21 protein-coding genes are annotated in these 20,530 nt (G+C 69.0%); 11 read left to right on the forward strand and 10 right to left on the reverse strand.

Annotation, left to right across the window (positions count from 1 at the left end):
- Positions 1–365: 365 nt before the first annotated feature.
- Positions 366–2,309 (forward strand): Cdc6/Cdc18 family protein, encoded by a 1,944-nt coding sequence (locus tag C466_RS13945; protein ID WP_004599218.1) that lies wholly within the window; start codon positions 366–368, stop codon positions 2,307–2,309.
- A gap of 39 nt (positions 2,310–2,348) precedes the next feature.
- Here the strand turns inward: C466_RS13945 and C466_RS13950 are convergent, their stop codons facing one another.
- Positions 2,349–3,485 carry a S26 family signal peptidase gene (locus tag C466_RS13950; protein WP_004599217.1) on the reverse strand — a complete coding sequence of 379 codons (1,137 nt, stop codon included), beginning with the start codon at positions 3,483–3,485 and terminating at the stop codon, positions 2,349–2,351.
- 132 nt (positions 3,486–3,617) lie between these two features.
- On the opposite strand from C466_RS13950, the gene C466_RS13955 reads away from it, so the two are divergent.
- Positions 3,618–5,231: a DNA-directed DNA polymerase II small subunit gene (locus C466_RS13955; protein ID WP_004599216.1), complete on the forward strand. Its 1,614-nt coding sequence runs from the start codon at positions 3,618–3,620 to the stop codon at positions 5,229–5,231.
- Between the two features lie 18 nt (positions 5,232–5,249).
- Here the strand turns inward: C466_RS13955 and C466_RS13960 are convergent, their stop codons facing one another.
- The 4 genes from C466_RS13960 to C466_RS13975 form a co-directional block, all read right to left on the reverse strand.
- Positions 5,250–5,882, reverse strand: coding sequence for an IMPACT family protein (locus C466_RS13960; protein WP_004599215.1), 633 nt, complete (start codon positions 5,880–5,882; stop codon positions 5,250–5,252).
- Positions 5,879–6,358: a hypothetical protein gene (locus C466_RS13965; protein ID WP_193366054.1), complete on the reverse strand. Its 480-nt coding sequence runs from the start codon at positions 6,356–6,358 to the stop codon at positions 5,879–5,881. The genes C466_RS13960 and C466_RS13965 overlap by 4 nt, the downstream gene beginning before the upstream one ends.
- A 14-nt stretch (positions 6,359–6,372) precedes the next feature.
- The gene (gene pspAB, locus C466_RS13970) at positions 6,373–6,978 is read right to left on the reverse strand and encodes a PspA-associated protein PspAB (RefSeq protein WP_004599213.1); all 606 of its coding nucleotides are present in this window, start codon (positions 6,976–6,978) and stop codon (positions 6,373–6,375) included.
- Between the two features lie 102 nt (positions 6,979–7,080).
- Positions 7,081–7,995, reverse strand: coding sequence for an MBL fold metallo-hydrolase (locus C466_RS13975; RefSeq protein WP_004599212.1), 915 nt, complete (start codon positions 7,993–7,995; stop codon positions 7,081–7,083).
- 146 nt (positions 7,996–8,141) lie between these two features.
- Between C466_RS13975 and C466_RS13980 the strand changes: the two genes are divergently transcribed.
- Both C466_RS13980 and C466_RS13985 read left to right on the forward strand, forming a co-directional pair.
- Entirely contained in the window at positions 8,142–9,086 is a 945-nt protein-coding gene (locus C466_RS13980; RefSeq protein WP_004599211.1) for an NAD(P)H-binding protein, read from the forward strand.
- Positions 9,083–9,763 (forward strand): DUF7530 family protein, encoded by a 681-nt coding sequence (locus C466_RS13985; RefSeq protein ID WP_004599210.1) that lies wholly within the window; start codon positions 9,083–9,085, stop codon positions 9,761–9,763. The genes C466_RS13980 and C466_RS13985 overlap by 4 nt, the downstream gene beginning before the upstream one ends.
- 104 nt (positions 9,764–9,867) lie before the next feature.
- On the opposite strand, the gene C466_RS17040 is transcribed toward C466_RS13985, so the two are convergent.
- Positions 9,868–10,035: a DUF5786 family protein gene (locus C466_RS17040; protein WP_004599209.1), complete on the reverse strand. Its 168-nt coding sequence runs from the start codon at positions 10,033–10,035 to the stop codon at positions 9,868–9,870.
- Between the two features lie 125 nt (positions 10,036–10,160).
- Between C466_RS17040 and C466_RS13990 the strand changes: the two genes are divergently transcribed.
- Positions 10,161–11,210 carry a DUF5784 family protein gene (locus C466_RS13990; protein ID WP_004599208.1) on the forward strand — a complete coding sequence of 350 codons (1,050 nt, stop codon included), beginning with the start codon at positions 10,161–10,163 and terminating at the stop codon, positions 11,208–11,210.
- A 106-nt stretch (positions 11,211–11,316) separates the two neighbouring features.
- Here the strand turns inward: C466_RS13990 and C466_RS13995 are convergent, their stop codons facing one another.
- Entirely contained in the window at positions 11,317–11,601 is a 285-nt protein-coding gene (locus tag C466_RS13995; protein ID WP_004599207.1) for a DUF5789 family protein, read from the reverse strand.
- Positions 11,602–11,748: 147 nt separating this feature from the next.
- Between C466_RS13995 and C466_RS14000 the strand changes: the two genes are divergently transcribed.
- From C466_RS14000 to hemB, 3 genes are all read left to right on the forward strand, one after another.
- On the forward strand, positions 11,749–12,666 hold the full coding sequence (locus C466_RS14000) for a PHP domain-containing protein (protein WP_004599206.1): 918 nt from the start codon (positions 11,749–11,751) through the stop codon (positions 12,664–12,666).
- Positions 12,667–12,691: 25 nt separating this feature from the next.
- A complete protein-coding gene (locus C466_RS17045; protein WP_004599205.1) occupies positions 12,692–12,856 on the forward strand; it encodes a DUF6757 family protein in 165 nt (54 codons plus the stop codon).
- Positions 12,857–12,941: 85 nt separating this feature from the next.
- Positions 12,942–13,922: a porphobilinogen synthase gene (gene hemB, locus C466_RS14005; RefSeq protein WP_004599204.1), complete on the forward strand. Its 981-nt coding sequence runs from the start codon at positions 12,942–12,944 to the stop codon at positions 13,920–13,922.
- Positions 13,923–14,284: 362 nt separating this feature from the next.
- Here the strand turns inward: hemB and C466_RS14010 are convergent, their stop codons facing one another.
- Entirely contained in the window at positions 14,285–14,527 is a 243-nt protein-coding gene (locus C466_RS14010; RefSeq protein WP_004599203.1) for a ferredoxin, read from the reverse strand.
- Between the two features lie 406 nt (positions 14,528–14,933).
- On the opposite strand from C466_RS14010, the gene C466_RS14015 reads away from it, so the two are divergent.
- Together C466_RS14015 and C466_RS14020 are read left to right on the forward strand one after the other, a co-directional pair.
- Positions 14,934–15,188 carry a hypothetical protein gene (locus tag C466_RS14015; protein WP_004599202.1) on the forward strand — a complete coding sequence of 85 codons (255 nt, stop codon included), beginning with the start codon at positions 14,934–14,936 and terminating at the stop codon, positions 15,186–15,188.
- 71 nt (positions 15,189–15,259) lie between these two features.
- Positions 15,260–17,965, forward strand: coding sequence for a valine--tRNA ligase (locus C466_RS14020; protein ID WP_004599201.1), 2,706 nt, complete (start codon positions 15,260–15,262; stop codon positions 17,963–17,965).
- Positions 17,966–17,995: 30 nt separating this feature from the next.
- Here the strand turns inward: C466_RS14020 and C466_RS14025 are convergent, their stop codons facing one another.
- Both C466_RS14025 and C466_RS14030 read right to left on the reverse strand, forming a co-directional pair.
- Positions 17,996–19,051, reverse strand: a complete 1,056-nt coding sequence (locus C466_RS14025; protein WP_004599200.1) for a quinone-dependent dihydroorotate dehydrogenase — start codon at positions 19,049–19,051, stop codon at positions 17,996–17,998.
- Between the two features lie 97 nt (positions 19,052–19,148).
- Entirely contained in the window at positions 19,149–19,352 is a 204-nt protein-coding gene (locus C466_RS14030) for a hypothetical protein (protein ID WP_004599199.1), read from the reverse strand.
- Positions 19,353–19,716: 364 nt separating this feature from the next.
- Here C466_RS14030 and C466_RS14035 point away from each other — a divergent pair, with 364 nt between their 5' ends.
- Positions 19,717–20,046 (forward strand): non-histone chromosomal MC1 family protein, encoded by a 330-nt coding sequence (locus C466_RS14035; protein ID WP_049908434.1) that lies wholly within the window; start codon positions 19,717–19,719, stop codon positions 20,044–20,046.
- Positions 20,047–20,530: the final 484 nt, after the last annotated feature.

The following is a 20,530-nucleotide window of genomic DNA, read 5'->3' on the forward strand; positions in this document are numbered from 1 at the left end:
GTAGTCACGCCCGATCAAGACTCTGACGGATAGGTCGTATTAGTGTCTGAAACCCGCCACACCGGCGTAGCCTTGTCAAAGAGACTCGAGATATCCACGCTCGTCGTTCCCATTCTCTCGACTACTTGACCGGTTCGACTGTCCCGTCGATCGGTCCGAACCGCCTCTCGATCGCCGCGACATCTCGTGTGAGGGGGCCGTTTCAACTCCAGAGAGGAACACTTTTGTACCGTCTCTTCATCTGGTTCGACTGTATCAACTGGACGTGGTCGGTCTCGAATCCGACCGCGAATGCGTATTTCGGGCGGGAGACGACGTCTCAAGCGATATGACCGACCGTCTCCACCTGAAACAGAGGGGTTCACATGGACGAAGGCGAACACACACCGCGGGCCGACGGCGGCATCGACCCGGACGACGGCGACGAATCGGACCACAGTAGCGACTCCGAGGACTCGTCGCCCAGTCGCTCTTCGACTCCCGACGCCGACGGCTTCGCTGTCAAGGGCTCCGAAACCGACGAGTCCGAGGACGGAGTTCCCGAAGCCGAGGTCCCCGAAGCCGAAGATCCCGAAGCCGAAGACCCTGACATCGAGGATTTCGATCCCGATGCTCCAACCGAAACGGGGGGCGACGGTTCGACTGAAGCCGACCCCGACGCTCTACCCGAAACGGGGGCCGACACGTCCGCCGAAGTTGAATCCGACCCCGATACCGCCCTCGACGTCGAAGACGGAACGAGTCACGATACGCCGGACGTCGAATCGATCGAATCGGACGCCGACACGCTTTCCCTCTCGACCGACGCTCGACCCGAAACGGCGGGGATCGACAACGGCGGTCGCGACCGGTCATCGCCCGACGTCGACTTCGACGGCGTCGTCCTCGACGACGACGAGGACAACCAGGGACTGTTCGACGACCTCCTCTCGGGCGAGCCGATCTTCGAGAACAAGGAGGTCCTCCGCCCCTCGTACACCCCGCACGAGCTCCCGCACCGCAACGACCAGATCAACCGGATGGCGACCATCCTCGTCTCCGCGCTCCGCGGCGAGACCCCATCGAACATCCTGATCTACGGGAAGACGGGGACCGGAAAGACCGCCTCGGCGAAGTTCGTCTCTCAGGAGTTGGAGTCCACCTCCCAGAAGTACGACGTCCCCTGCGAGGTCGAGTACATCAACTGCGAGGTGACCGACACCCAGTACCGCGTCCTCGCCCAGCTCGCGAACACGTTCATCGAGGAGAACCAGGCGGTGATCGCCGACCGGCTGGAGCGGCTCGAAGCCCTCCGGGAGGACGCGACGGACGCCGAGGACACGGCCGGTCGCGACGCGGCGGCCGCCCTGGCCGACACCGAGTTCGACTCGGTCGCCGAGCTCGACGACCGCATCGAGACGCTGGAGGACGACGCCGACGAGATGGAGGAGGTCCCGATGACGGGGTGGCCCACCGACCGCGTCTACTCGACGTTCTTCGAGGCGGTCGACTACCACGAGCGCGTGGTCGTGATCATGCTCGACGAGATCGACAAGCTCGTCGAGAAGAGCGGCGACGACACCCTCTATAACCTCTCCCGGATGAACTCCGAGCTCGACCGCTCGCGCATCTCGATCATGGGCATCTCGAACGACCTGAAGTTCACCGACTTCCTCGACCCCCGCGTCAAGTCGAGCCTCGGCGAGGAGGAGATAGTCTTCCCGCCGTACGACGCCAATCAGCTCCGCGACATCCTCCAGCACCGCGCCGACACCGCGTTCAAGCCCGACGCGCTCACCGACGACGTGATCCCGCTGTGCGCCGCGTTCGCCGCGCAGGAACACGGCGACGCGCGACGTGCGCTCGACCTCCTCCGCACCGCCGGCGAGCTCGCCGAGCGCTCGCAGGCCGAGATCGTCGCTGAGAAACACGTCCGGCAGGCGCAAGACAAGATCGAGCTCGATCGCGTCGTCGAGGTCGTCCGCACCCTCCCCACCCAGAGCAAGATCGTCCTGTTCGCCGTGATACTCCTCGAAAAGAACGGCGTCCACAACATCAACACCGGCGAGGTGTTCAACATCTACAAGCGGCTCTGCGAGGAGATCGACGCCGACGTCCTGACCCAGCGGCGCGTCACCGACCTCATCAGCGAGCTCGACATGCTCGGGATCGTCAACGCGGTCGTCGTCTCGAAGGGCCGCTACGGCCGGACGAAGGAGATGGGCCTCTCCGTCCCCGTCGAGGAGACCGAGGCGGTGCTCCTCTCCGACTCCCGGCTCGGCGACATCGAGAACGCGCAGCCGTTCGTTCAGGCGCGGTTCGACAACTAAGCCCAGTTCGACAACGGAGGCGCGCCGTCGAGGCGCTCATTACGCCGCCGGCGGGGACGAACCGATGGGCGATTCCCCAGAAAGGCCGCTCTCCGTCGTCGCCGGGAGACCGTTCCCCACCGCACCCGCTATCGCCTCGTTCAGCTCCACCTGTCCCGTCGCGATCAGTCGGATGTACCCGAGATACGGGACTCGGAGCCGCGCGACCCCGTTCACCCACTCGGCCCTGACGGGCGGCGAGAGGCCGCTGGCCTGGTCGTAGGCGCCGTTGTTGTCGCCGAGGGTGATGTACCCGTCGTGGGGCGCCGGACAGTTGGCGAGCGACCCGCAGTCGACGGCGTTGTGGTGCTCGGGGTCGGCGCGGTCGTACCAGTTCTCGCCCTCGGTAACGTGGAACATGGCCCGGTGGATGATCGGCGACCCGGTCCGCCCCGGGGGCGTGTATATCATCACCGAGCCGTAGGATCCGAACGTCCGGTAGTCGACCTCCTGGCCCACCTCGTGGGTGACGACGCCGACGCCGTTCTCGGCCGCGTCCGGCGCGAGCCGGCCGGGCTCGGTGACAAACACGAGGTCGCCGACCTGCATGTTCGGCTCCATGCTTCCCGACTCGACGGCGACCATCGGCGGCCACACGCCGCTGACGCCGAACAGCAGGAGGCCGACGAGGAGGACGACGGCGACGCTCGCGAGCATCTCCCGGATCCACATCAGCGCGCCCTCCCGGTCGTGACGGAACCGGTATATCAGCGACTCGTCCGCCGTCGTCCCCGCCGTCGTCTCCGCCGTCTCGAACCCGGGATCCCCTACCGATTCAGGTGTGGTCTCCGCGTCGCTCCCAGCATCGAATTCGCCGGACTCAGCGGACTCGTCTGCTTCCCCGGGTGATTCGGGCTCGTCCCCGAGGTCGACTTCGCGGTCGGTATCGGCTTCGTCGCCCGGTCCACCCGAGGCCACGCGGTCGGGTTCGTCTGGAAGCTCGTCGTCCGACCCGTCGAGAACCTCGTCGTCCGACCCGTCGAGAACCTCGTCGTCCGACCCGTCGAGAACCTCGTCGTCCGACCCACCGAGAATCTCGTCGTCCGACCTTTCGGAAGTCGCCTCAGACTGGTCTTCGGCCCGCTCGTCTCGACCGGCCGACCCGTCGGTGTCCGTCGGCCGATCCCCTTCGTCCATTAGGTCGCCTTTGGGGAGTTCCGTTCATAAGCTTCCGGGTCGCGCGGGCTCCGGCCTCGCTCGCGACGCTGCCCGCCGGCCCCGGCCGACGCCTCCGGAACGGTTTTGCCCGCGACCCCCCTTTCGGGTATCGTGCCGCTGGAGTCGAACGCCCGGATCGCCAAAGCCCTCGCCGAGCGCGGCTACAACGCCGAGCGCGAGGCGGTCACCCTGCTCGCGGGCGCGCCCGATCCGACCGCCGCCGTCGCGGCCGCCGTCGATCGCGCCCCCGACGACGCCCTCCGGATCACCGCCGATCACGTCCGCGAGGCGATCGGCGACACCGACAGATCGGCCGCCTCTCCGGACGAACCCGGACAATCTCCAGTCGAAACAGAGGGGTCTTCAGGTCCGGATTCGGGCGAGATCGAATCGGGTCCCGAGTCGGCGGTCGGCGACTCCGGCCCCTCGTCTGCCGGCCCCGACTCCGCTCGAAATCACGACCGCTCCTCCGTCGACGCCGACAGTTCCCGGGACGCGGACTCCCCTCGGAACCCCGACCTGCGCGACATAGAGGTCGGCAACGACATGACCGGGCGCAGCACCGGGACCGGCGAGTACGCCGACTTCGTCACGACGTTCCGCGACCGCTACGAGCGCCTCTCGAAGATCCTCCGCGGGCGCGTCAACCACCGGCCCGCCGAGGCGATCGCGGACATGCCGGGCGGGAGCGACGCCGCGATGATCGGCCTCGTCAACGACGTGCGCTCCACGAAGTCCGGCCACTGGCTGATCGAGTTGGAGGACACCACCGGAACCTTCCCCGCCCTCGTGATGAAGGACAAGGGCCTCGCCGACGTCGTCGACGAGATCCTGCTGGACGAGTGCGTCGCCGTCGAGGGGACGCTCGCGGACGACGCCGGCATCCTCTTCGCGGACTCGCTCCACTTCCCGGACGTCCCCCGCACCCATCACCCCGGGGGGGCCGACCGCCACGTTCAGGCCGCGCTGATCTCGGACGTCCACGTCGGCAGCGACGAGTTCATGGCCGACGCGTGGCACTCCTTCACCGACTGGCTCCACACGCCCGAGGCCGACCCCGTGGAGTACCTGCTGCTCGCGGGCGACATGGTCGAGGGCGTCGGCGTCTACCCCGATCAGGACGAGGAGCTCGACATCGTCGACATCTACGAGCAGTACGAGGCGTTCGCGGAACACCTCAAGGAGGTGCCCGCGGACACCGAGGTCGTGATGATCCCGGGCAACCACGACGCGGTCCGCCTGGCCGAGCCGCAGCCCGGGTTCGACGACGAGATCCGGGAGATTTTGGACGTCCACGACGCTCGGATCGTCTCGAATCCGGCCACGGTCTCCGTCGAGGGGGTCGAGGTGCTGATGTACCACGGCGTCTCGCTCGACGAGGTGATCGCCGAGCTCCCCGAGGAGAAGGCGAGCTACGACGAGCCCCACAAGGCGATGTACCAGCTGTTGAAGAAGCGCCACGTCGCGCCCCAGTTCGGCGGCCACACCCGCGTCGCGCCGGAGGAGCGCGACTACCTCGTGATGGAGGACGTGCCCGACGTGTTCCACACCGGCCACGTCCACAAGCTCGGCTGGGGGAAGTACCACAACGTGCTCGCGGTCAACTCCGGCTGCTGGCAGGCCCAGACCGACTTCCAGAAGTCCGTCAACATCGACCCCGACGCCGGCTACGCGCCGATCCTCGACCTCGACACCCTCGACATGACCGTCCGGAAGTTCTCGTAGTACCCCACCGGCGGCGCGTCAGCGACCGATCTCCACCCGCCCGCTCGTCGCGTCGTTGAGGCGCTCCCGGAGCTCCTCGACCTCGGCGACCGGCACCCGGAGGTCGAACCGGACGCGCTCGCCGTAGTCGGCGTCGAACTCGACGCCCGTCGACTCGATCACGCCCCGGACCGTCCCCGAGTCGTCGTACTCGGTCTCGACGACGAGGCTCCGGTGCGGCCGCTCCTCCAGCACCCCGGCCGCGTCGACGCCGTCTTTCACCGCGCGCGAGTAGGCGCGCGCGAGTCCCCCGACCCCGAGGTTCGTCCCGCCGTAGTACCGCGTCACCACCGCGACGACGTTCCGGACCTCGCGCTGCTGGAGGACGTTCAGCGCGGGCTTGCCCGCCGAGCCGGTCGGCTCGCCGTCGTCCGAGGAGTACTCCCTGAGCATCGGCTCCGAGCCCGGCGCCCGCTCGGAGGGCTCGCCCGCGGGAACCCGGTACGCGGGCACGTTGTGGGTCGCGTCGGCGTACTCGCCCCGAACTTCCTCGACGAACGACTCCGCCGCCTCGACCGTGTCGACGGGGGCGACGTGGCCGAGGAACTCGGAGCCCTGGACCTCGAACCGCGCGGTCGCGCGCTCGGCCACCGTCCGGTACGCGTCCGTCACGGCGCTCCCTCCTCGGCTTCGTTCCGTCCCTTCTCGTCCGGTTCGCCCTCGCGCCGCCGCGCGACGGCGACGCTCGTCGGCGGCGCGAGCCGGTACAGCCCGAGGAAGGCGCCGACCCCGACGACCTCGACGATCACCGCCGCGACCGCCAGCGGCTCCGCCGCGAGCGCGGCGGCCGCGTCGCCCCCGTGCCACGCGAGGAATCCGCCGAGGAACGCCCCGAGGGTCCCCGCGCCGAGCGCGTACAGCCGCCGGTACTCGCCGCCCCGCAGCGTCGCGACGGCGACCGCGGCCGCGAGCGCGCTCCCGGCGACGAAGAAGTAGGGGCGCGCGTCCGGCGGGGATCCGAGGCGCGGCCACGCCCACAGCAGGTGGACCGCCGCGGCGATGGCCGCTGTCTGGATGGCAATTCCACGGAGCAGGCGCTTCTTCGGCGTGTTTCGCCCGGAAACATCCGAGTCAGAGCCGTCGTTCATCTCGTCACCCGCGCTCACTCCCACGGGTGGTTCCCGGGCGCGTCGGGCCACAGCGGGTACCAGTACGACTCGTCGTCCTCCAGGCCCAGTTCGCCGTCGAGGACCGACTGGAGCTTGAACTCGACCCGCTGGTTCCGGTCGTTCGTCCCTCGCGGCGCGAACGGGTAATAGGCGCCCCGGCGGAACGAGTAGACCCAGTACACCGGCCCGTCGTCGTTCTCGAAGCCGAACACGGCCGCGAGCAGCCGCGACCCGAACCCCTCCTCCATGAACTGGTCGGCCGCGAAGTGGACGCTCGTCACTAGGTCCTCGGGGTCGTCGTCCTCCAGCACGAACCACTGGTAGCCGTGGTCGTCCTCGTACCGGTGGAACCCGGTGCCGGTGTCGATCTCGCCGGCCTCCAGGATGGCCTCGACGGTCTCGACCGCCTCGTCGAAGCGCGTGCTGTCCATCCCGGAGAAACACAGGGCGGCCTCGCCGCAGTGGTCGTAGCGGAGGTCCGCCTCCATCGTCATGTACGCGGTCGACATCCCGAAGAGGTCCTCGGGATCCGCCTCGCGGGTCGCGTCGGTCTCGGCGCTCGTCCCGAGCACGGCCCGGATCGTGTCGAAGATGCCCATCTGCTCGCCCCTACGTGCGGCGGGGTTTAGGGCGTTTCTCTCGGCGGGTCCGCGTCGCGTTCCGCCGGCCGCTCGACTGCTCCGCCCCGTCTCGCCAGCGAGTCACTCCTCGTCGTCAACGCGGTCGAGGTATGTCAACACGCCGCGGGCGTTCAGGCTCGTGTTCGCCTTCGCGCGCTCACGGTTCCAGTAGTCGATGTCCCGGCTCGCCGCCTCGAAGTGGTCGACGACCGCCTCGTCGTCGTCGAGGTCGGCGCGCTTCTCGCGGACCCGCTCGACCCACTCGACGTACGCCCGCTTCGCCTCGCCGAGCAGGTCCCCGTCGCAGTCGCGCGGTCCGAAGTGGGCGAAACAGAGCGTGTCCGGGTCGAGGTCCTCGATCAGCCGGATGTCGTCGAGGCACTGCTCGAAGTCGAACTGCGGCGGCGGCGTCGTCGGCGTCACCGCGTCGATCTCGGGGACGTAGATGCCGGCGGCGTCGGCGGCGAACACGACGTCCGCCTCCGGGTCGTGGTACACCGCGTGGTGGGGCGCGTGGCCGGGCGCCTCGTGAACGACGAGCTCGCGGTCGCCGAGGTCGATCCGGTCGCCCTCGGCGACGCCTTCGATCCGGTCGTCGGGGACCGGCTTCGGCTCCGCGTAGTGCTTCCACTGCTCCTCGACCGCCGACTTGGTGCCCGCGACGAGCGCCTCGGGATCGACGAGGTGGCGGACCCCCTTTTCAGGCACCCGGACCTCGGCGTTCGGATAGCGCTCCGCGAGGTAGCCGGCGCCCCCGGCGTGGTCGAGGTGGGCGTGGGTCGGGAGGATCCACGCGAGCTCCTCGCGGCCGATCCCGATCTCCTCGACGCTCTCGAAGAGGGCCTCCCGGTTCGCCCCCGTCCCGGTGTCGATCACGATCGGTCGCTCGGCGTCGTACACGTAGACGGCGCCGTACTCGTCGGTGTCGAACATGCCGGTGTCGTGGACGTACAGGTCCTCGACGCCGCGAACCGGTTCGAACTCGCCAGCGCGCATACCGAAGGAGGAACCCGGGGGCACTTCTAGCGATCGGTCCGCGCCCCCGGCGCTCGCGACGACCTCGGCGCTCGCGGCGTTCTCGGAACCCGGAGAGGTCGGCCGCGCGGGCCGGGGCTTATGGTCGCGCCGCCCGAGGGGACGGTATGCGAGTGCTCGTCACCGGCGCGACCGGGTTCGTCGGGAGCCGACTCATCCCGACGCTGCGCGCGCGCGGCCACGACGTGGTCGCGCTCGTCCGGGATGCCGACGGCTACGCGGCGCCCGAGGGAGTCTCGGTCGTCGAGGGGGACCTCTTGGAACCGGAGTCGCTCCCGCCCGCCTTCGAACTCGACGGCGAGACGGTCGACGCCGCGTACTACCTCGTCCACTCGATGGACGGCGGCCCGGGGTACGAGGAGCGCGACAGGAACTGCGCGACCAACTTCGCCGCGGCCGCGTCCGACGCGGGGATCGACCGGATCGTCTACCTCGGCGGGCTCGGCGAGGACCGCGAGGAGCTCTCCGAACACCTCCGGTCCCGCCGCGAGGTCGAGCGGATCCTCGGCGAGGGCGACCCGGCGCTCACAACGCTCCGGGCCGCGATCATCATCGGCGCGGGCAGCGCGAGCTTCGAGGTGATCGCCGGACTCGCGCGACGGCTTCCGGTGATGGTCACCCCGAAGTGGGTGGACACGCTGTGTCAGCCGATCGCGATAGCCGACGTGGTCGCGTACCTCGCAGGCGTCCTCGACGTCCCCGAGACCGCGGGCGAGACCTTCGAGATCGGCGGCCCCGAGGTGTTGACCTACGCCGAGATCCTCCGGCGGACCAGGCGACAGCTCGGCGGCGGCCTCCGGATCGTCAGGGTGCCGGTGTTGAGCCCCGAGCTGTCGGCCCGGTGGCTCCGGCTCGTCACCGACGTGAACCCCTACCTCGCCCGGTCGCTGGTCGAGGGGCTCCGCAACACCGTGATCGTCGAGGACGACCGGGTCCGGGAGTTCGTGCCCGTCGAGCGCACGCCCTTCGAGCTCGCGGTCGCGCGGGCGCTGGCCGAGTCGGGGGACGACGAGGGGTCGCGACTGAGCGCGCTCCCCGGGGTTTCGCCGTGAGCCGCGAGTACGGCGAGACGTGGGTGTACGAGAGCCTCGTCGGCGGGATCCCGGGGCTCGGGATCTCGCGGACGCTGGCGGTCGCGCTCCAGTTCCTCATCTTCGAGGTCGGCGTGGTGGGGCTCGGCTGGTACTACGGGACGTGGAACGCCGTCGCCGCGGGCACGGTCGCCGTCGTCGTCGCCGCCGTCGGGAGCGTCGAGATGCACCGCCTGGGCGAGAAGAACCGGCTGCTCGGGACCCCGCCGGAACACAAGCGGCTGCTGTTCGGGTCGAGCATCGAGATCGTGTTGGGCGTGCTGGCGTTCATCGCGCTGGTGACGTACCTCTTCGCGTGGGACGGGGCCGTGGGGACGACGCTCATCGACCGGCTGTTCGGGCCGGAGCCGCCGCTCCCCGTCGTCTACCTCACGCTGCTCGTGCTCTGGGACCTGACGTACCGCATCGGTACCTCCTGGTGGAGCGCCGTCGTCGCGTTGTGGCGCGCGGTCCACGTCGACCTCTCGCCGGAGGAGCGGGCGACCGTCCGGCGGCTCGACGCCGAGAACATCGGATTCTCCGCGGTTCAGCTCGCACTGGTGCCGTTTCTCCTCACTGAACCAGTGCTGCTCGGCGCGGTGGTCGGCCACGTCATCGCGGTCGCGGTCGTCTGTTCGGCGGCGATCCTACTCACCTGAGCTCTCGGTTCCGTTCGGACCGTCGTTCATCGCTGTCGCGACCGTTACCCGTCGCTACCGGCGTCGAGGATGGAATTAAAAGGCGCGGCGTCGCCGCGGCCGCGTCACTTGCCCTGAAGCTCTTCGAACTTGTCGAGGAGTGCCTCCGTGGAGTCGCCCGAGTCGTAGGTCAGCGATCCGGAGTACTCGGGGCGCTCCGCGTCGAAGTCGGCGTCGACTTCGCTGGTCTTCTTCTCGCGACGCTCGTGTTCGGCCTCATCATAGGCACCCATTGACATGGTACGACTACACTTGGCCGTTTCCTGTTATATACCTGTCGGCAAAGGTATCATAAACCGTGAACGATCGGGTCGGTCCACCGGAATCGATTAATCCCGCGGCGTGATACCGAACGCCCGTGGCACAACCGCTCCGCTTCAGGCGCTCGCCCGACCGGTGGACCGCGGACCGCGTCCGGTCCCAGATCGGTCGCCCCCTCGACGAGAACCTCGGAGCGATCGCCGGCGACCCGTGGTTCGCGCCGCCGCCGGCGTACGAGGCGCGCCGGTTCGACATGGACGACGGGTCGTTCGCGCTGTTCTGCTGGACCGACGACGACGCGGACCCCCCGCCGGGCGCCGACGGCGGGCCGGCCGGGTACTGGCTGGGCAACACGGAGACGCCGAGCGAGCTCTGGCGGACGGACAAGTACGGGTTCGACGAGGCGCCGTACCCGGTCTCGCGGTGGGCGCAGCGCGAGCTGCTCGCCGGGCTCCACGACGACGAGCCGTGGCTGGCCGACTACCCGCACGTCTCGTGGTACTTCCTGCCCGTCTTCTGCTCGAAGGACGGCGCGGAGACGAGTCGGGCGTTCTTCCGCGACCACGCGGCCGGGTTCCCGGACGCGACCCGGGAGGCCGGCACTGGGTTCGTCGAGGAGACGCTCCGGCCCGGGACGCTGGACGACCACCGAGAGGTGATGGCCGGGAAGCTCGGCACCTCCGCCTCGCGGGACCTCGTCCGCATGAGCGCGGCCATCGCCGAGTTCACCGCGGCCCGGATCCTCACGGACGCGGGGTACGGGGTCACCCCGGAGATCGAGGTGACGACGGGCCACTCGCTCGACTTCCGCGCGACGGACCCGGAGACGGGCGCCGGCCACCTCGTCGAGGTGACGCGCCCGCAGCCGACCGCCGGCCGCTCCGCGAACGACCCCGTCGCGGCCGTCCGCGACACCGCCGAGACGAAGACGAGCGGCCAGCTCGCGGCCCACGCGGGCGGCGTCACGCTGTTCGTCGACTGCTCGTCGTTCCCCGCCGACGAGTGGAAGGCCGTGCGCGAGGCCGAACCCGCGGTCCGTCACAAGCCCGCGGTCGTCTACCGCGCCGAGCCCGACGGCTCGATCGAGGGGTATCGGAAGGGGTCGGTCCCGCTCGACCTCTCCGGGGTCGTCGACGGCGTGTCGTAGCCGCGTCGCTCTGCGGTGACGTAGCCGCTCCCGGTTTGGGCGGATCTGCGGCTCTCCGCGGTCGGGTTTCGAAAGAAAGGGTATGGACTCCGTGCGGTTCGGCGCGTCAGAACGAGACCGGCGAGGGTCCCTCCTCCGCGTCGGTGGTCGGGTCGCGGTCCGAGTAGAACCGGCGACCGACGCCCCGGTGGCAGACGCCGGCCCGGAGCGTGGTGAACACGTCCTCCGGATTCTCGAACGTCTGGTCGCCGAACCGCTCCAAGACGTCGCCGAGCCGCTCGGACCCGTTCGCGAGCTCTACGGTCGCGTTGCCGTGAGCCGCGATGATCTCCTCAGAGGTGGTCGGGTACTGGTGCCGTTCGAGTCGGTCGTCGACGCCGTTCAAGCGCATCAACAGATGAAAACCGCCGATGGTTCTTAATGATTGTCCATGTACGACCTTAGTCGGAGGAGATACCTTATATCGCCTTATATCGGGACACCACCGGTGGTTCTCGGAACCGCCGCGGCTTAGTGTCGGGCGCAGCTATTCGCCCCTATGCCCGCCGATTCCGACGATTCCGCCGCCTCCGGTGACTCCGTCGACTCCGCACGTCCCGCCGACCCTATCGTCGCCGACCTCCACGCACACACGACCGTCTCCGACGGGACCTTGACGCTCAGCGAGGTGCCCGCGGCCGCCCGCGAGGCCGGCGTCGACTGGGTGGCCGTCACGGACCACGACCGGATCCACCCGGGGCTCGACGCGCCGGTCGTCGAGCGCGACGGCGTCCGGGTCGTCCGCGGGATCGAGCTCCGCGTCGACGCCGGCTTCGAGCGCCTCGACCTCCTCGGCTACGGCGTCGAGCACACCGACGCGCTCGACGCGGAGGTCGATCGCCTCCAGCGCGACCGCCGCGAGCGCGGCGCCGCCATCCTCGACCGCGTCGAAGAGCGGCTCGGCGTCGACCTCGACGTGGAACCGCGCGCCGGGCTCGGGCGCCCCCACATCGCGCGGGCGATCGACGCGTCGGACGCGCCCTACGACTACGCCGGGGCCTTCGACGAGCTGATCGGGAACGACGGCCCGTGTTACGTCGCGCGCGACGTGACGCCGCTCGACGAGGGGCTCGACCTGCTCGCGGACGCCTGCGCGCTCGTCGGGCTCGCGCACCCGTTCCGCTACGACCGCGTCGACGAGGCCCTCGGGGTCGCCGCGGAGGCGCCGGCCATCGACGCGATCGAACGCTTCTATCCGTACGGCCGCGCCGTCGACGACGCGCGGATCGACCGCCTCGCCGCCGAGAGCGACCTGCTCAGAACCGGCGGGACGGACGCCCACGAGCGGACGCTCGGGGTCGCCGGGCTGACCGAATCGGCGTTTGCGCCCGTCCGCGAGCGGCTGCCCGAACCGGTCTCGGTCGAGGCGTTCGCGGTCGGGGCCTCCCCCGGCGCGGAGCCCGACGAACAGGATTAAGCCGGCGCCGAACGGAGTACGACGCATGCGGTGTCACTACTGCGACCGGGAGGCCACGTACGAGGCGGAGCAGGGCGGCGTGGTCGTCGGGCTCTGCGAGTCCCACTTCAAACAGCGCGTCGAGGAGCTCGCGGAGTCGGACGAGCTCGCGGAGCTCCGCGACCGGATCGACATCGAGTCCTCGGAGTAGCCGCCTCGGCCGACCCCTCCCTCCGCCGAGCGACCCAGTCGGTGCGAGACGAACGGTAAAAGGCCGCCCGGGGCCAACTCCCTCCATGGACCTCACGGACCGGCCCCGCCGCCTCCGGACCGACGGCGTTCGCCCGCTCGTCGCCGAGACCGACCTCTCGGCGTCGGACCTGGTCGCGCCCGTCTTCGTCGACGCGACGACCGACGAGCGCGTGCCTATCGAGACGATGCCCGGCCACGAGCGCGTCCCGGTCGATCAGGCCGTCGACCGCGTCGCCGAGATCCGCGAGACGGGCGTCGAGGCCGTCATCCTCTTCGGCGTCCCCGAGTCGAAGGACGCGTCCGGGAGCCGGGCGTACGCCGACGACGGCGTCGTCCAGCGCGCTATCCGCCGGATCTCCGCCGAGACCGACGTCACCGTGATCGGCGACGTCTGCCTCTGCGAGTACACCGACCACGGCCACTGCGGCGTCATCGAGGAGACCGCCGAGTCGGACCCGACACTCACCGTCAAGAACGACGAGACGCTCGACCTGCTGGCTCGGACCGCCGTCTCGCAGGCGGACGCGGGCGCGGACGTGGTCGCCCCCTCGGCGATGACCGACGGGCAGGTGGGAGCGATCCGCGAGGCGCTCGACGACGCGGGCCACGAGGAGGTCGCCATCCTGAGCTACGCAGCGAAGTACGAATCGGCCTTCTACGGCCCGTTCCGTGACGCCGCCGACGGCGCGCCCGAGTTCGGCGACCGCCGGCACTACCAGATGGACCCCGCGAACCGCCGCGAGGCGCTCCGGGAGGCGCGGCTCGACGCCGAGCAGGGCGCCGACGTGCTGATGGTGAAGCCCGGGCTGCCGTACCTCGACATCGTCGGCGACCTCCGGCGGGAGTTCGACCGCCCCATCGCGGCGTACAACGTCTCCGGCGAGTACGCGATGCTCCACGCCGCCGCGGAGAAGGGGTGGCTCGACCTGGAGGCGACCGCGCTGGAGTCGCTCACCGCGCTCAAGCGCGCGGGCGCGGATCTCATCATCACCTATTTCGCCGAGGACGTGGCCGATCACTTATAAATAGAGTCGGTCGCTCGCAGACGCGTCCCCTCAACCATTTACCCCGGCGCGCGCCTGCGAGCGGCCGCCCCCGGCGGCCGCGACGCAGCGCGTGCGAGGGAGTCGGTGGTCCGGAGCGCAGCGGAGGACCACCGACGAGGCTGGGGAGGTGAGAGGTGCGGTTGCTGTGCGGGGCGGGACTCAAAGGGGCGACCGCGAGGGCGAAGCCCGGCGACGCAAGGACCGCAAGGAGGGAGCGCCAGCGACCGACAGAGGACCGCAGCGAGTCGCGCGAGTCCTCGCGGTCGGGGCTTTGGAGGCGGTTCTCTGGACCGATCCAGCAGCACCAATTTATAAACAGCTACCCCACCGTCCAGAACCCGTCACACAACCTGTTCGCCGTCGTCGTCGTACACTTCGATGGCGTCGACCGGGCACGAGCGCGCCGCGAACTTCGCGTCGAGCTCTTCGCCGTCGGGCACTTCCACGACGAACAAGTCCTCGTCCGCTTCCTCGCTCCCTTTTAAATCGGCCTTCCCGTCGTTCAGGTTCTTCTCGAAGGCGTCCCACTCGGCGACGCACTGGTACATCCCGACGCAGGTGTCGCGGTCGAACTCGACGTACATGGCTCTCGGTTAGATGAGCCGATACAAAGCGGTGGCGACGAGAGGTGTGGGGCTCTGAAAGGCGATCGGCGATGACTTCCTCCAAAGCCCCGGCCGGGAGAAGTCCGGACGCTCGCTGCGCGCCTCGCTCAGTCGCTCCGCTCCTTCGCTGTGGTGCTTGCGTCGCCTCCGAACTTCTCCCGGCCGCCCCTTCGAGTCCCGCCCCGCGACCGCACCTCACACCTCCCCAGCCTCGCGGCTCCCTCCGCTTCGCTCCGGTCGCCGCGTCCCTCGCGCGTGCGACTCGCAGCCTAACGGCTGCTCGTCGGCACGCGCCACCGCAACCGCGCTCCGGAATCGCCCCTCGCCACCCACTTCCCACAGCGCGACCGTCCTTTTTAAGCGTCGCAGGCACCCATCCTCGCGCATGCCCACCGTCTGGCTCGTCGACCGGCAGTTCGACTCGAAGGGGCTCGTGCGGCTCACCTACGCCACGGAGGACGGCGAGCGGATGCACACGAAGGAGCTGGCCGAACAGCGGCTCGTCACGGGCGACGGGATCACCGCCGGCCGCGTGGTCGACGAGAGCGCGCTCGGCGAGAGCCCGGCCGACGAGGTCGAGCGGTTCGCGTCCGAGGCGTCGAAGATGGCGACCGAACACGACCTCGACGACACAGTCTGAGGGATACCACCGTCGTATCGCCCCACACAACCGAGTCCGTTAAGGGGGAACCGGCGGAACGTGTGACCGAAATGCCCAGTGGTGAGTACGACCCCGACGCCGTCGAGCCGCGCTGGCAGCGGCGCTGGGTCGACGAGGAGACGTACGCCTACTCCGCCGACGACCCGGTCGATCCGAACACCGTCTTCTCCATCGACACGCCCCCGCCGACGGTATCGGGGAGCCTCCACATGGGCCACCTGTACGGGTTCACCCTCCAGGACTTCGTCGCGCGCTTCGAGCGCATGAACGGCGGCACGACGTTCTTCCCGTTCGGCTACGACGACAACGGGATCGCCTCCGAGCGGCTGACGGAGGACGAGCTCGACATCCGCCACCAGGAGTTCGAGCGCCGCGAGTTCCAGGCGAAGTGCCGGGAGGTCTGCGCGCAGTACGAAGAGCAGTTCACCGAGAACGTCCAGTCGCTCGGGGTGTCGGTCGACTGGGACCACACGTACCAGACCATCGAGCCGCGCGTCCAGCGCGTCTCCCAGCTCTCCTTCGTCGATCTGTACGACCAGGGCCGCGAGTACCGCGAGAAGGCCCCCGCGATCTGGTGTCCCGAGTGCGAGACCGCCATCTCGCAGGTCGAGACCGAGGACGACGAGCAGGCCAGCCACTTCAACGACATCGCCTTCTCCGTCGCCGGAAGCGGCGGTGACGGCGATGGCGACGACCCCGAGGAGTTCGTCATCTCGACGACGCGCCCGGAACTCCTCCCGGCCTGCGTCGCCGTCTTCGTCCACCCGGACGACGACGAGAACCAGGACCTCGTCGGCGAGTCCGCCGAGGTCCCGCTGTTCGGCCACGAGGTGCCGATCATCGCCGACGAGCGCGTCGACATGGAGACGGGCTCCGGGGTCGTGATGTGCTGTACGTTCGGCGACCAGAACGACATCGAGTGGTACCAGGTCCACGACCTGGACCTGCGGGTCGCCATCGACGAGTCCGGCCACATGACCGACGTCGCCGAGGGGTACGAGGGGCTCCACGCCGACGAGGCCGGCGAGGCCATCGTTGAGGACCTCGACGAGGCTGGCGCGCTGCTCGACCGCCGCGACATCACCCACACCGTCAACGTCCACGAGCGCTGCGGGACGAGCGTCGAGTTCCTCGTCACCGAGCAGTGGTACATCGAGATGCTCGACAAGACGGACGAGTACCTCGAGGTCGGCCGGGAGATGGAGTGGTCGCCCGAGAAGATGTTCACCCGGTACGAGCACTGGGTCGAGGGGCTCCAGTGGGACTGGCTCATCTCCCGGCAGCGCTCCTCGGGCATCCCGTTCCCGGTGTGGTACTGCGAGGACTGCGGCGAGGAGGTCATCGCCGAGAAGGCCGACCTGCCCGTCGACCCGCTCTCCGACGACCCGCCGGTCGACGCCTGTCCCGCGTGCGGGCACGAGGCGTTCGAGCCCGAGGACGACGTGCTCGACACGTGGGCCACCTCCAGCCTCACGCCGCTCATCAACGCCGGCTGGGACTGGGACGAGGAGGCCGAGGAGTTCACGATGGAGCATCCGGAGCTGTATCAGTTCGACCTCCGCCCGCAGGGCCACGACATCATCAGCTTCTGGCTGTTCCACACGCTCGTCAAGTGTTACGAGCACACCGGCGAGGTCCCGTTCGAGGAGACGATGATCAACGGGCACGTCCTCGACGAGAACCGCGAGAAGATGTCGAAGTCGGTCGGCAACGTCGTCGAGCCCGAGGCCGTCTTGGAGGAGTTCCCGGTCGACGCCACGCGCTACTGGGCGGCCGGCACCGCCGTCGGCGACGACTTCCCGTTCAAGGAGAAGGACCTCCGCGCGGGCGAGAAGCTGATCCGGAAGCTGTGGAACGCCTCGAAGCTCGTCGAGTCGCTCGCGCCGGAGCCGTTCCCGGCCGAGCCCGACGACGGGCTCCGCGAGCTCGACCGCTGGCTGCTCGCCGAGCTCGACGCCGAGGTCGAGCGGCTCACCGACCTGCTCGAAGAGCGCGCGTTCTCGAAGGCCCGCGACGAGCTCCGGAGCTTCTTCTGGAACACGTTCTGCGACGACTACCTCGAGATCGCGAAACAGCGCGAGGACGACGCCGCGGCGTACACCCTCCGGACCGCGCACCGACGGTTCCTGAAGCTGTTCGCGCCCCTCCTCGCGCACGTCACCGAGGAGCTGTGGCACGACATGTACGCCGACGCCGTGCCCGACGCGGGCGCCGGCGCTGCCGACTCCGCCGACACCGAGGAGACCGGCCTCGCCGACGGCGCGGGCGACTCGATCCACCTCGCCGACTGGCCCGAGCCGCTGGGGATCGAGGCCGACCGCGACGCCGGGACCGCCGCGACCGCCGTCGTCGGCGCCCTCCGGAAGTACAAGAGCGAGAACCAGCTCCCCCTCACCGCCGCGCTTGACGCGGTGGAGGTGTACGCCGACGTGCGCGGCTTCGAGGACGACATCACCGGCGTAATGCACGTCGACGACCTCGCGGTCCACCCCGACGGCGACGCGCCCGTCGAGACGGTGATCACTGGCATCGACCTCGACTACGCCACCGTCGGCCCGAAGTACGGCGACCAAGTCGGCGACATCGAGGCCGCCCTCGCGCAGGAGGAGTACGATATCGACGGCGACGAGCTTCACGTCGCGGGCGTCACGCTCGTCGGCGACGAGTTCGCGGTCGAGGAAGAGCGGCAGTACCGGGGCGAGGGCGAACTGCTTCAGGCGGACGACGTCGTCGTCATCGTCCGCAACGACGCGTAGATTCCCTCCTCCCTTCGGCTTCTCCCTCGGTCACAGGTCCGCGCCGACGGCGTCCTCGACCGAGTCGAACCCGTCGCGCTCGAGCAGTTCGACGAGTCCTTCGTTGATGTCGCGCGCGAGTCCCGGCCCCTCGTAGACGAGGCCCGTGTACAGCTGGACCAGCGAGGCGCCCGCCCGTATCTTCTCGTAGGCGCCCGCGGCGTCGGATATTCCCCCGACACCGATCACCGGGACGTCGGTGCGCTCCGCGACGTACCGCACACGCTCCGTCGCGAGCGACTCGATCGGCTTCCCCGAGAGCCCGCCGCGCTCGGCCCGGTTGTGGCTCCGCAGCGAGTCCGGCCGGGAGGTCGTCGTGTTGGTCGCGATGACGCCGTCGACGCGCGCGTCGTCGACGACGCCGAGCGCGTCGTCGACCGCCGGCTCCGGGAGGTCCGGCGAGAGCTTCACGAGCAGCGGGTCCGCCCCCGCGTCGGCGAGCGTCCCGAGGATCCCCTCCAGGGCCTCGCGGTTCTGTAGCTCGCGGAGGCCCGGGGTGTTCGGGCTGGAGACGTTGACCACGAAGTAGTCGCCCGCGTCCGCGACGCGCTCGTACGTGTACAGGTAGTCGTCCGGGGCGTCCTCCAGCGGCGTCGACTTCGACTTCCCGATGTTGATCCCCACCGGCACCTCGGGGAGGGGGTCGCGGTCGAGGCGCTCGCCCACCCGGTCGGCGCCCTCGTTGTTGAATCCCATCCGGTTGACGAGGGCCTCGTCCTCGCGCAGCCGGAACAGTCGCGGGCGCGGGTTCCCGGGCTGTCGCTCGGCGGTGACGCCGCCGACCTCGACGTGGCTGAACCCGAGCGACGCCAACGCTCGCGGGACGTGCGCGTTCTTGTCGAACCCGGCCGCGACGCCCACCGGGTTCGGGAACGCCGACCCGAACGCGTCGACCGCGAGCCGATCGTCGTCGACCGCGTACCGCTCGGCGAGGGCGTCGGCGATCGGCGTCCCCTGAACGCGGCCGAGCAGTCGGTGGATCAGTCCGTGTGCGGTCTCCGGCGGCAGCCGGAACAGTGCTGGCTTCAACAGGTCGTACGCGCCCATCGTCTGGGTCTCGTCACGAGCGACAATCAATCCGCCGACCGCGGCCCGTATCGCGGCCGCTCGGCGGCGAAAATACGTCGAACTCCCGCGGTCCGCGTCAGAAGTCGTGTTCGAGCTGCTCCGGGTTGGCGTCCGCTTTCTGGATGATTATCTTCCCGTCTCTGACCCGGACGAACACCTCGTCGCCGATCTCCATGCCGGCGACGGCGAGCTCGTCCTCGTGGAGGTTCACGTGGACGTTGTGGTACTCCCCGTCGTCGTCCTTGGCGCCACTGGGGCTGAGCTTCTTTTTGCGGACCATCGCGGGTGTGCTTGTCGCCCTTCGCCATAGCAGACACATAAGTGTTGTTTACGCGTACTCCCCCGCCGGTGAATCGTGCGTGCGCGCGGCGCGACCAACAGAGCCGATCCGCGGGGTGAACGGCCTCGGGAGCCGGGACCGATCCGTCCGCGAGCCGCGGCCGAAATCGCCGTCCGAACCCCGAATCGGCGTGTCGCGCGCGCTGAACGCTCCGCCGATCGTCGCAGATAGACCGTTTCGCTCCCGCTTTGATGCCCCAAATCGCCAGCCGCCGAGGTGATATATAAAAATTGTGGCGCACAGCTTTCATTTCCCCGATATATTTAATACACACTGTGTGCTGGTGTCACACGGAGGCAAAACCATGGTACGTGAAGACGGTAAGCGAAACTTTGCCCTGCGAGAGGAAGACGGATCGGAACCGAGCGAGTTCTCGGGCAACATGCCGCGTCAGGCGGCGCTCAAAGCGGCTCGAACCCTTGACCCGGCACCCTCCGAGGAAGAGGCGGAGCGAACGACGCTTCGTCTCCGGGAGAAGGGGACCCAGAAGGTCCACGAGTACGAGGGATGGGCCTGGAAAGACGGCGCTCCCGAAGTCGACGACGCGGACGACGACTTCTGGCTCAACGACCTCGACGACATCACCAAGGCCAACGTCTCGAAGCAGGGCATCGAGTACCTCGACGACGAGTAACGCTCGGGCCGCCGGTTCCGATCTCTCGTTTTCTCCGTCGACCGGCCGGAATGTCTCGGAGTTGATCACCCTGTCGCCACAGAGCTACTGTCCCGGGTAGGATTGCTTCCGTCTCGACTCGATCCGGTCAGTTGGGCCGCTGCTCTCGGCATGAAATCGCATGACGTGGCGTCGGTAGTTCGACGGGGTTAAATACAACCCGGCCATTCGAAGAAATGCGAAGAACGCATCGCGGACTCGGGCCGTTCAACTCGGCCCGGTTTCGCTGGACCCGTACCGTTCCGATGGGTTTATGACCCGTCGTCCGGTACGTTCAGGTCCGCGAAGGATGAGGATCACGCCCCCTGCGCTCCGGCGTAAGCGGTGATCTGATGTGAGCCGTGGTCGTTCGGTGTCATCCAAGCCGTTGGATGCGCCGGACACCACACAGACCAATGCAATGGTGTGTCAACTCTCGTCTTCAACGAGATTGACACCCGCCAAC

It is taken from the genome of Halorubrum distributum JCM 10118, assembly GCF_000337335.1.
Lineage (GTDB): Archaea > Halobacteriota > Halobacteria > Halobacteriales > Haloferacaceae > Halorubrum > Halorubrum distributum.

What these genes read in the sequence shown, in the direction of transcription:
- C466_RS13945 (WP_004599218.1), top strand. Translation starts at nt 366, where the DNA reads ATGGACGAAGGCGAACACACACCGCGGGCCGACGGCGGCATCGACCCG.
- C466_RS13950 (WP_004599217.1), bottom strand. Translation starts at nt 3,485, where the DNA reads ATGGACGAAGGGGATCGGCCGACGGACACCGACGGGTCGGCCGGTCGA.
- C466_RS13965 (WP_193366054.1), bottom strand. Translation starts at nt 6,358, where the DNA reads ATGAACGACGGCTCTGACTCGGATGTTTCCGGGCGAAACACGCCGAAG.
- pspAB (WP_004599213.1), bottom strand. Translation starts at nt 6,978, where the DNA reads ATGGGCATCTTCGACACGATCCGGGCCGTGCTCGGGACGAGCGCCGAG.
- C466_RS13975 (WP_004599212.1), bottom strand. Translation starts at nt 7,995, where the DNA reads ATGCGCGCTGGCGAGTTCGAACCGGTTCGCGGCGTCGAGGACCTGTAC.
- C466_RS13980 (WP_004599211.1), top strand. Translation starts at nt 8,142, where the DNA reads ATGCGAGTGCTCGTCACCGGCGCGACCGGGTTCGTCGGGAGCCGACTC.
- C466_RS17040 (WP_004599209.1), bottom strand. Translation starts at nt 10,035, where the DNA reads ATGGGTGCCTATGATGAGGCCGAACACGAGCGTCGCGAGAAGAAGACC.
- C466_RS13995 (WP_004599207.1), bottom strand. Translation starts at nt 11,601, where the DNA reads ATGCGCTTGAACGGCGTCGACGACCGACTCGAACGGCACCAGTACCCG.
- C466_RS14000 (WP_004599206.1), top strand. Translation starts at nt 11,749, where the DNA reads ATGCCCGCCGATTCCGACGATTCCGCCGCCTCCGGTGACTCCGTCGAC.
- C466_RS17045 (WP_004599205.1), top strand. Translation starts at nt 12,692, where the DNA reads ATGCGGTGTCACTACTGCGACCGGGAGGCCACGTACGAGGCGGAGCAG.
- hemB (WP_004599204.1), top strand. Translation starts at nt 12,942, where the DNA reads ATGGACCTCACGGACCGGCCCCGCCGCCTCCGGACCGACGGCGTTCGC.
- C466_RS14010 (WP_004599203.1), bottom strand. Translation starts at nt 14,527, where the DNA reads ATGTACGTCGAGTTCGACCGCGACACCTGCGTCGGGATGTACCAGTGC.
- C466_RS14015 (WP_004599202.1), top strand. Translation starts at nt 14,934, where the DNA reads ATGCCCACCGTCTGGCTCGTCGACCGGCAGTTCGACTCGAAGGGGCTC.
- C466_RS14020 (WP_004599201.1), top strand. Translation starts at nt 15,260, where the DNA reads ATGCCCAGTGGTGAGTACGACCCCGACGCCGTCGAGCCGCGCTGGCAG.
- C466_RS14025 (WP_004599200.1), bottom strand. Translation starts at nt 19,051, where the DNA reads ATGGGCGCGTACGACCTGTTGAAGCCAGCACTGTTCCGGCTGCCGCCG.
- C466_RS14030 (WP_004599199.1), bottom strand. Translation starts at nt 19,352, where the DNA reads ATGGTCCGCAAAAAGAAGCTCAGCCCCAGTGGCGCCAAGGACGACGAC.
- C466_RS14035 (WP_049908434.1), top strand. Translation starts at nt 19,717, where the DNA reads ATGGTACGTGAAGACGGTAAGCGAAACTTTGCCCTGCGAGAGGAAGAC.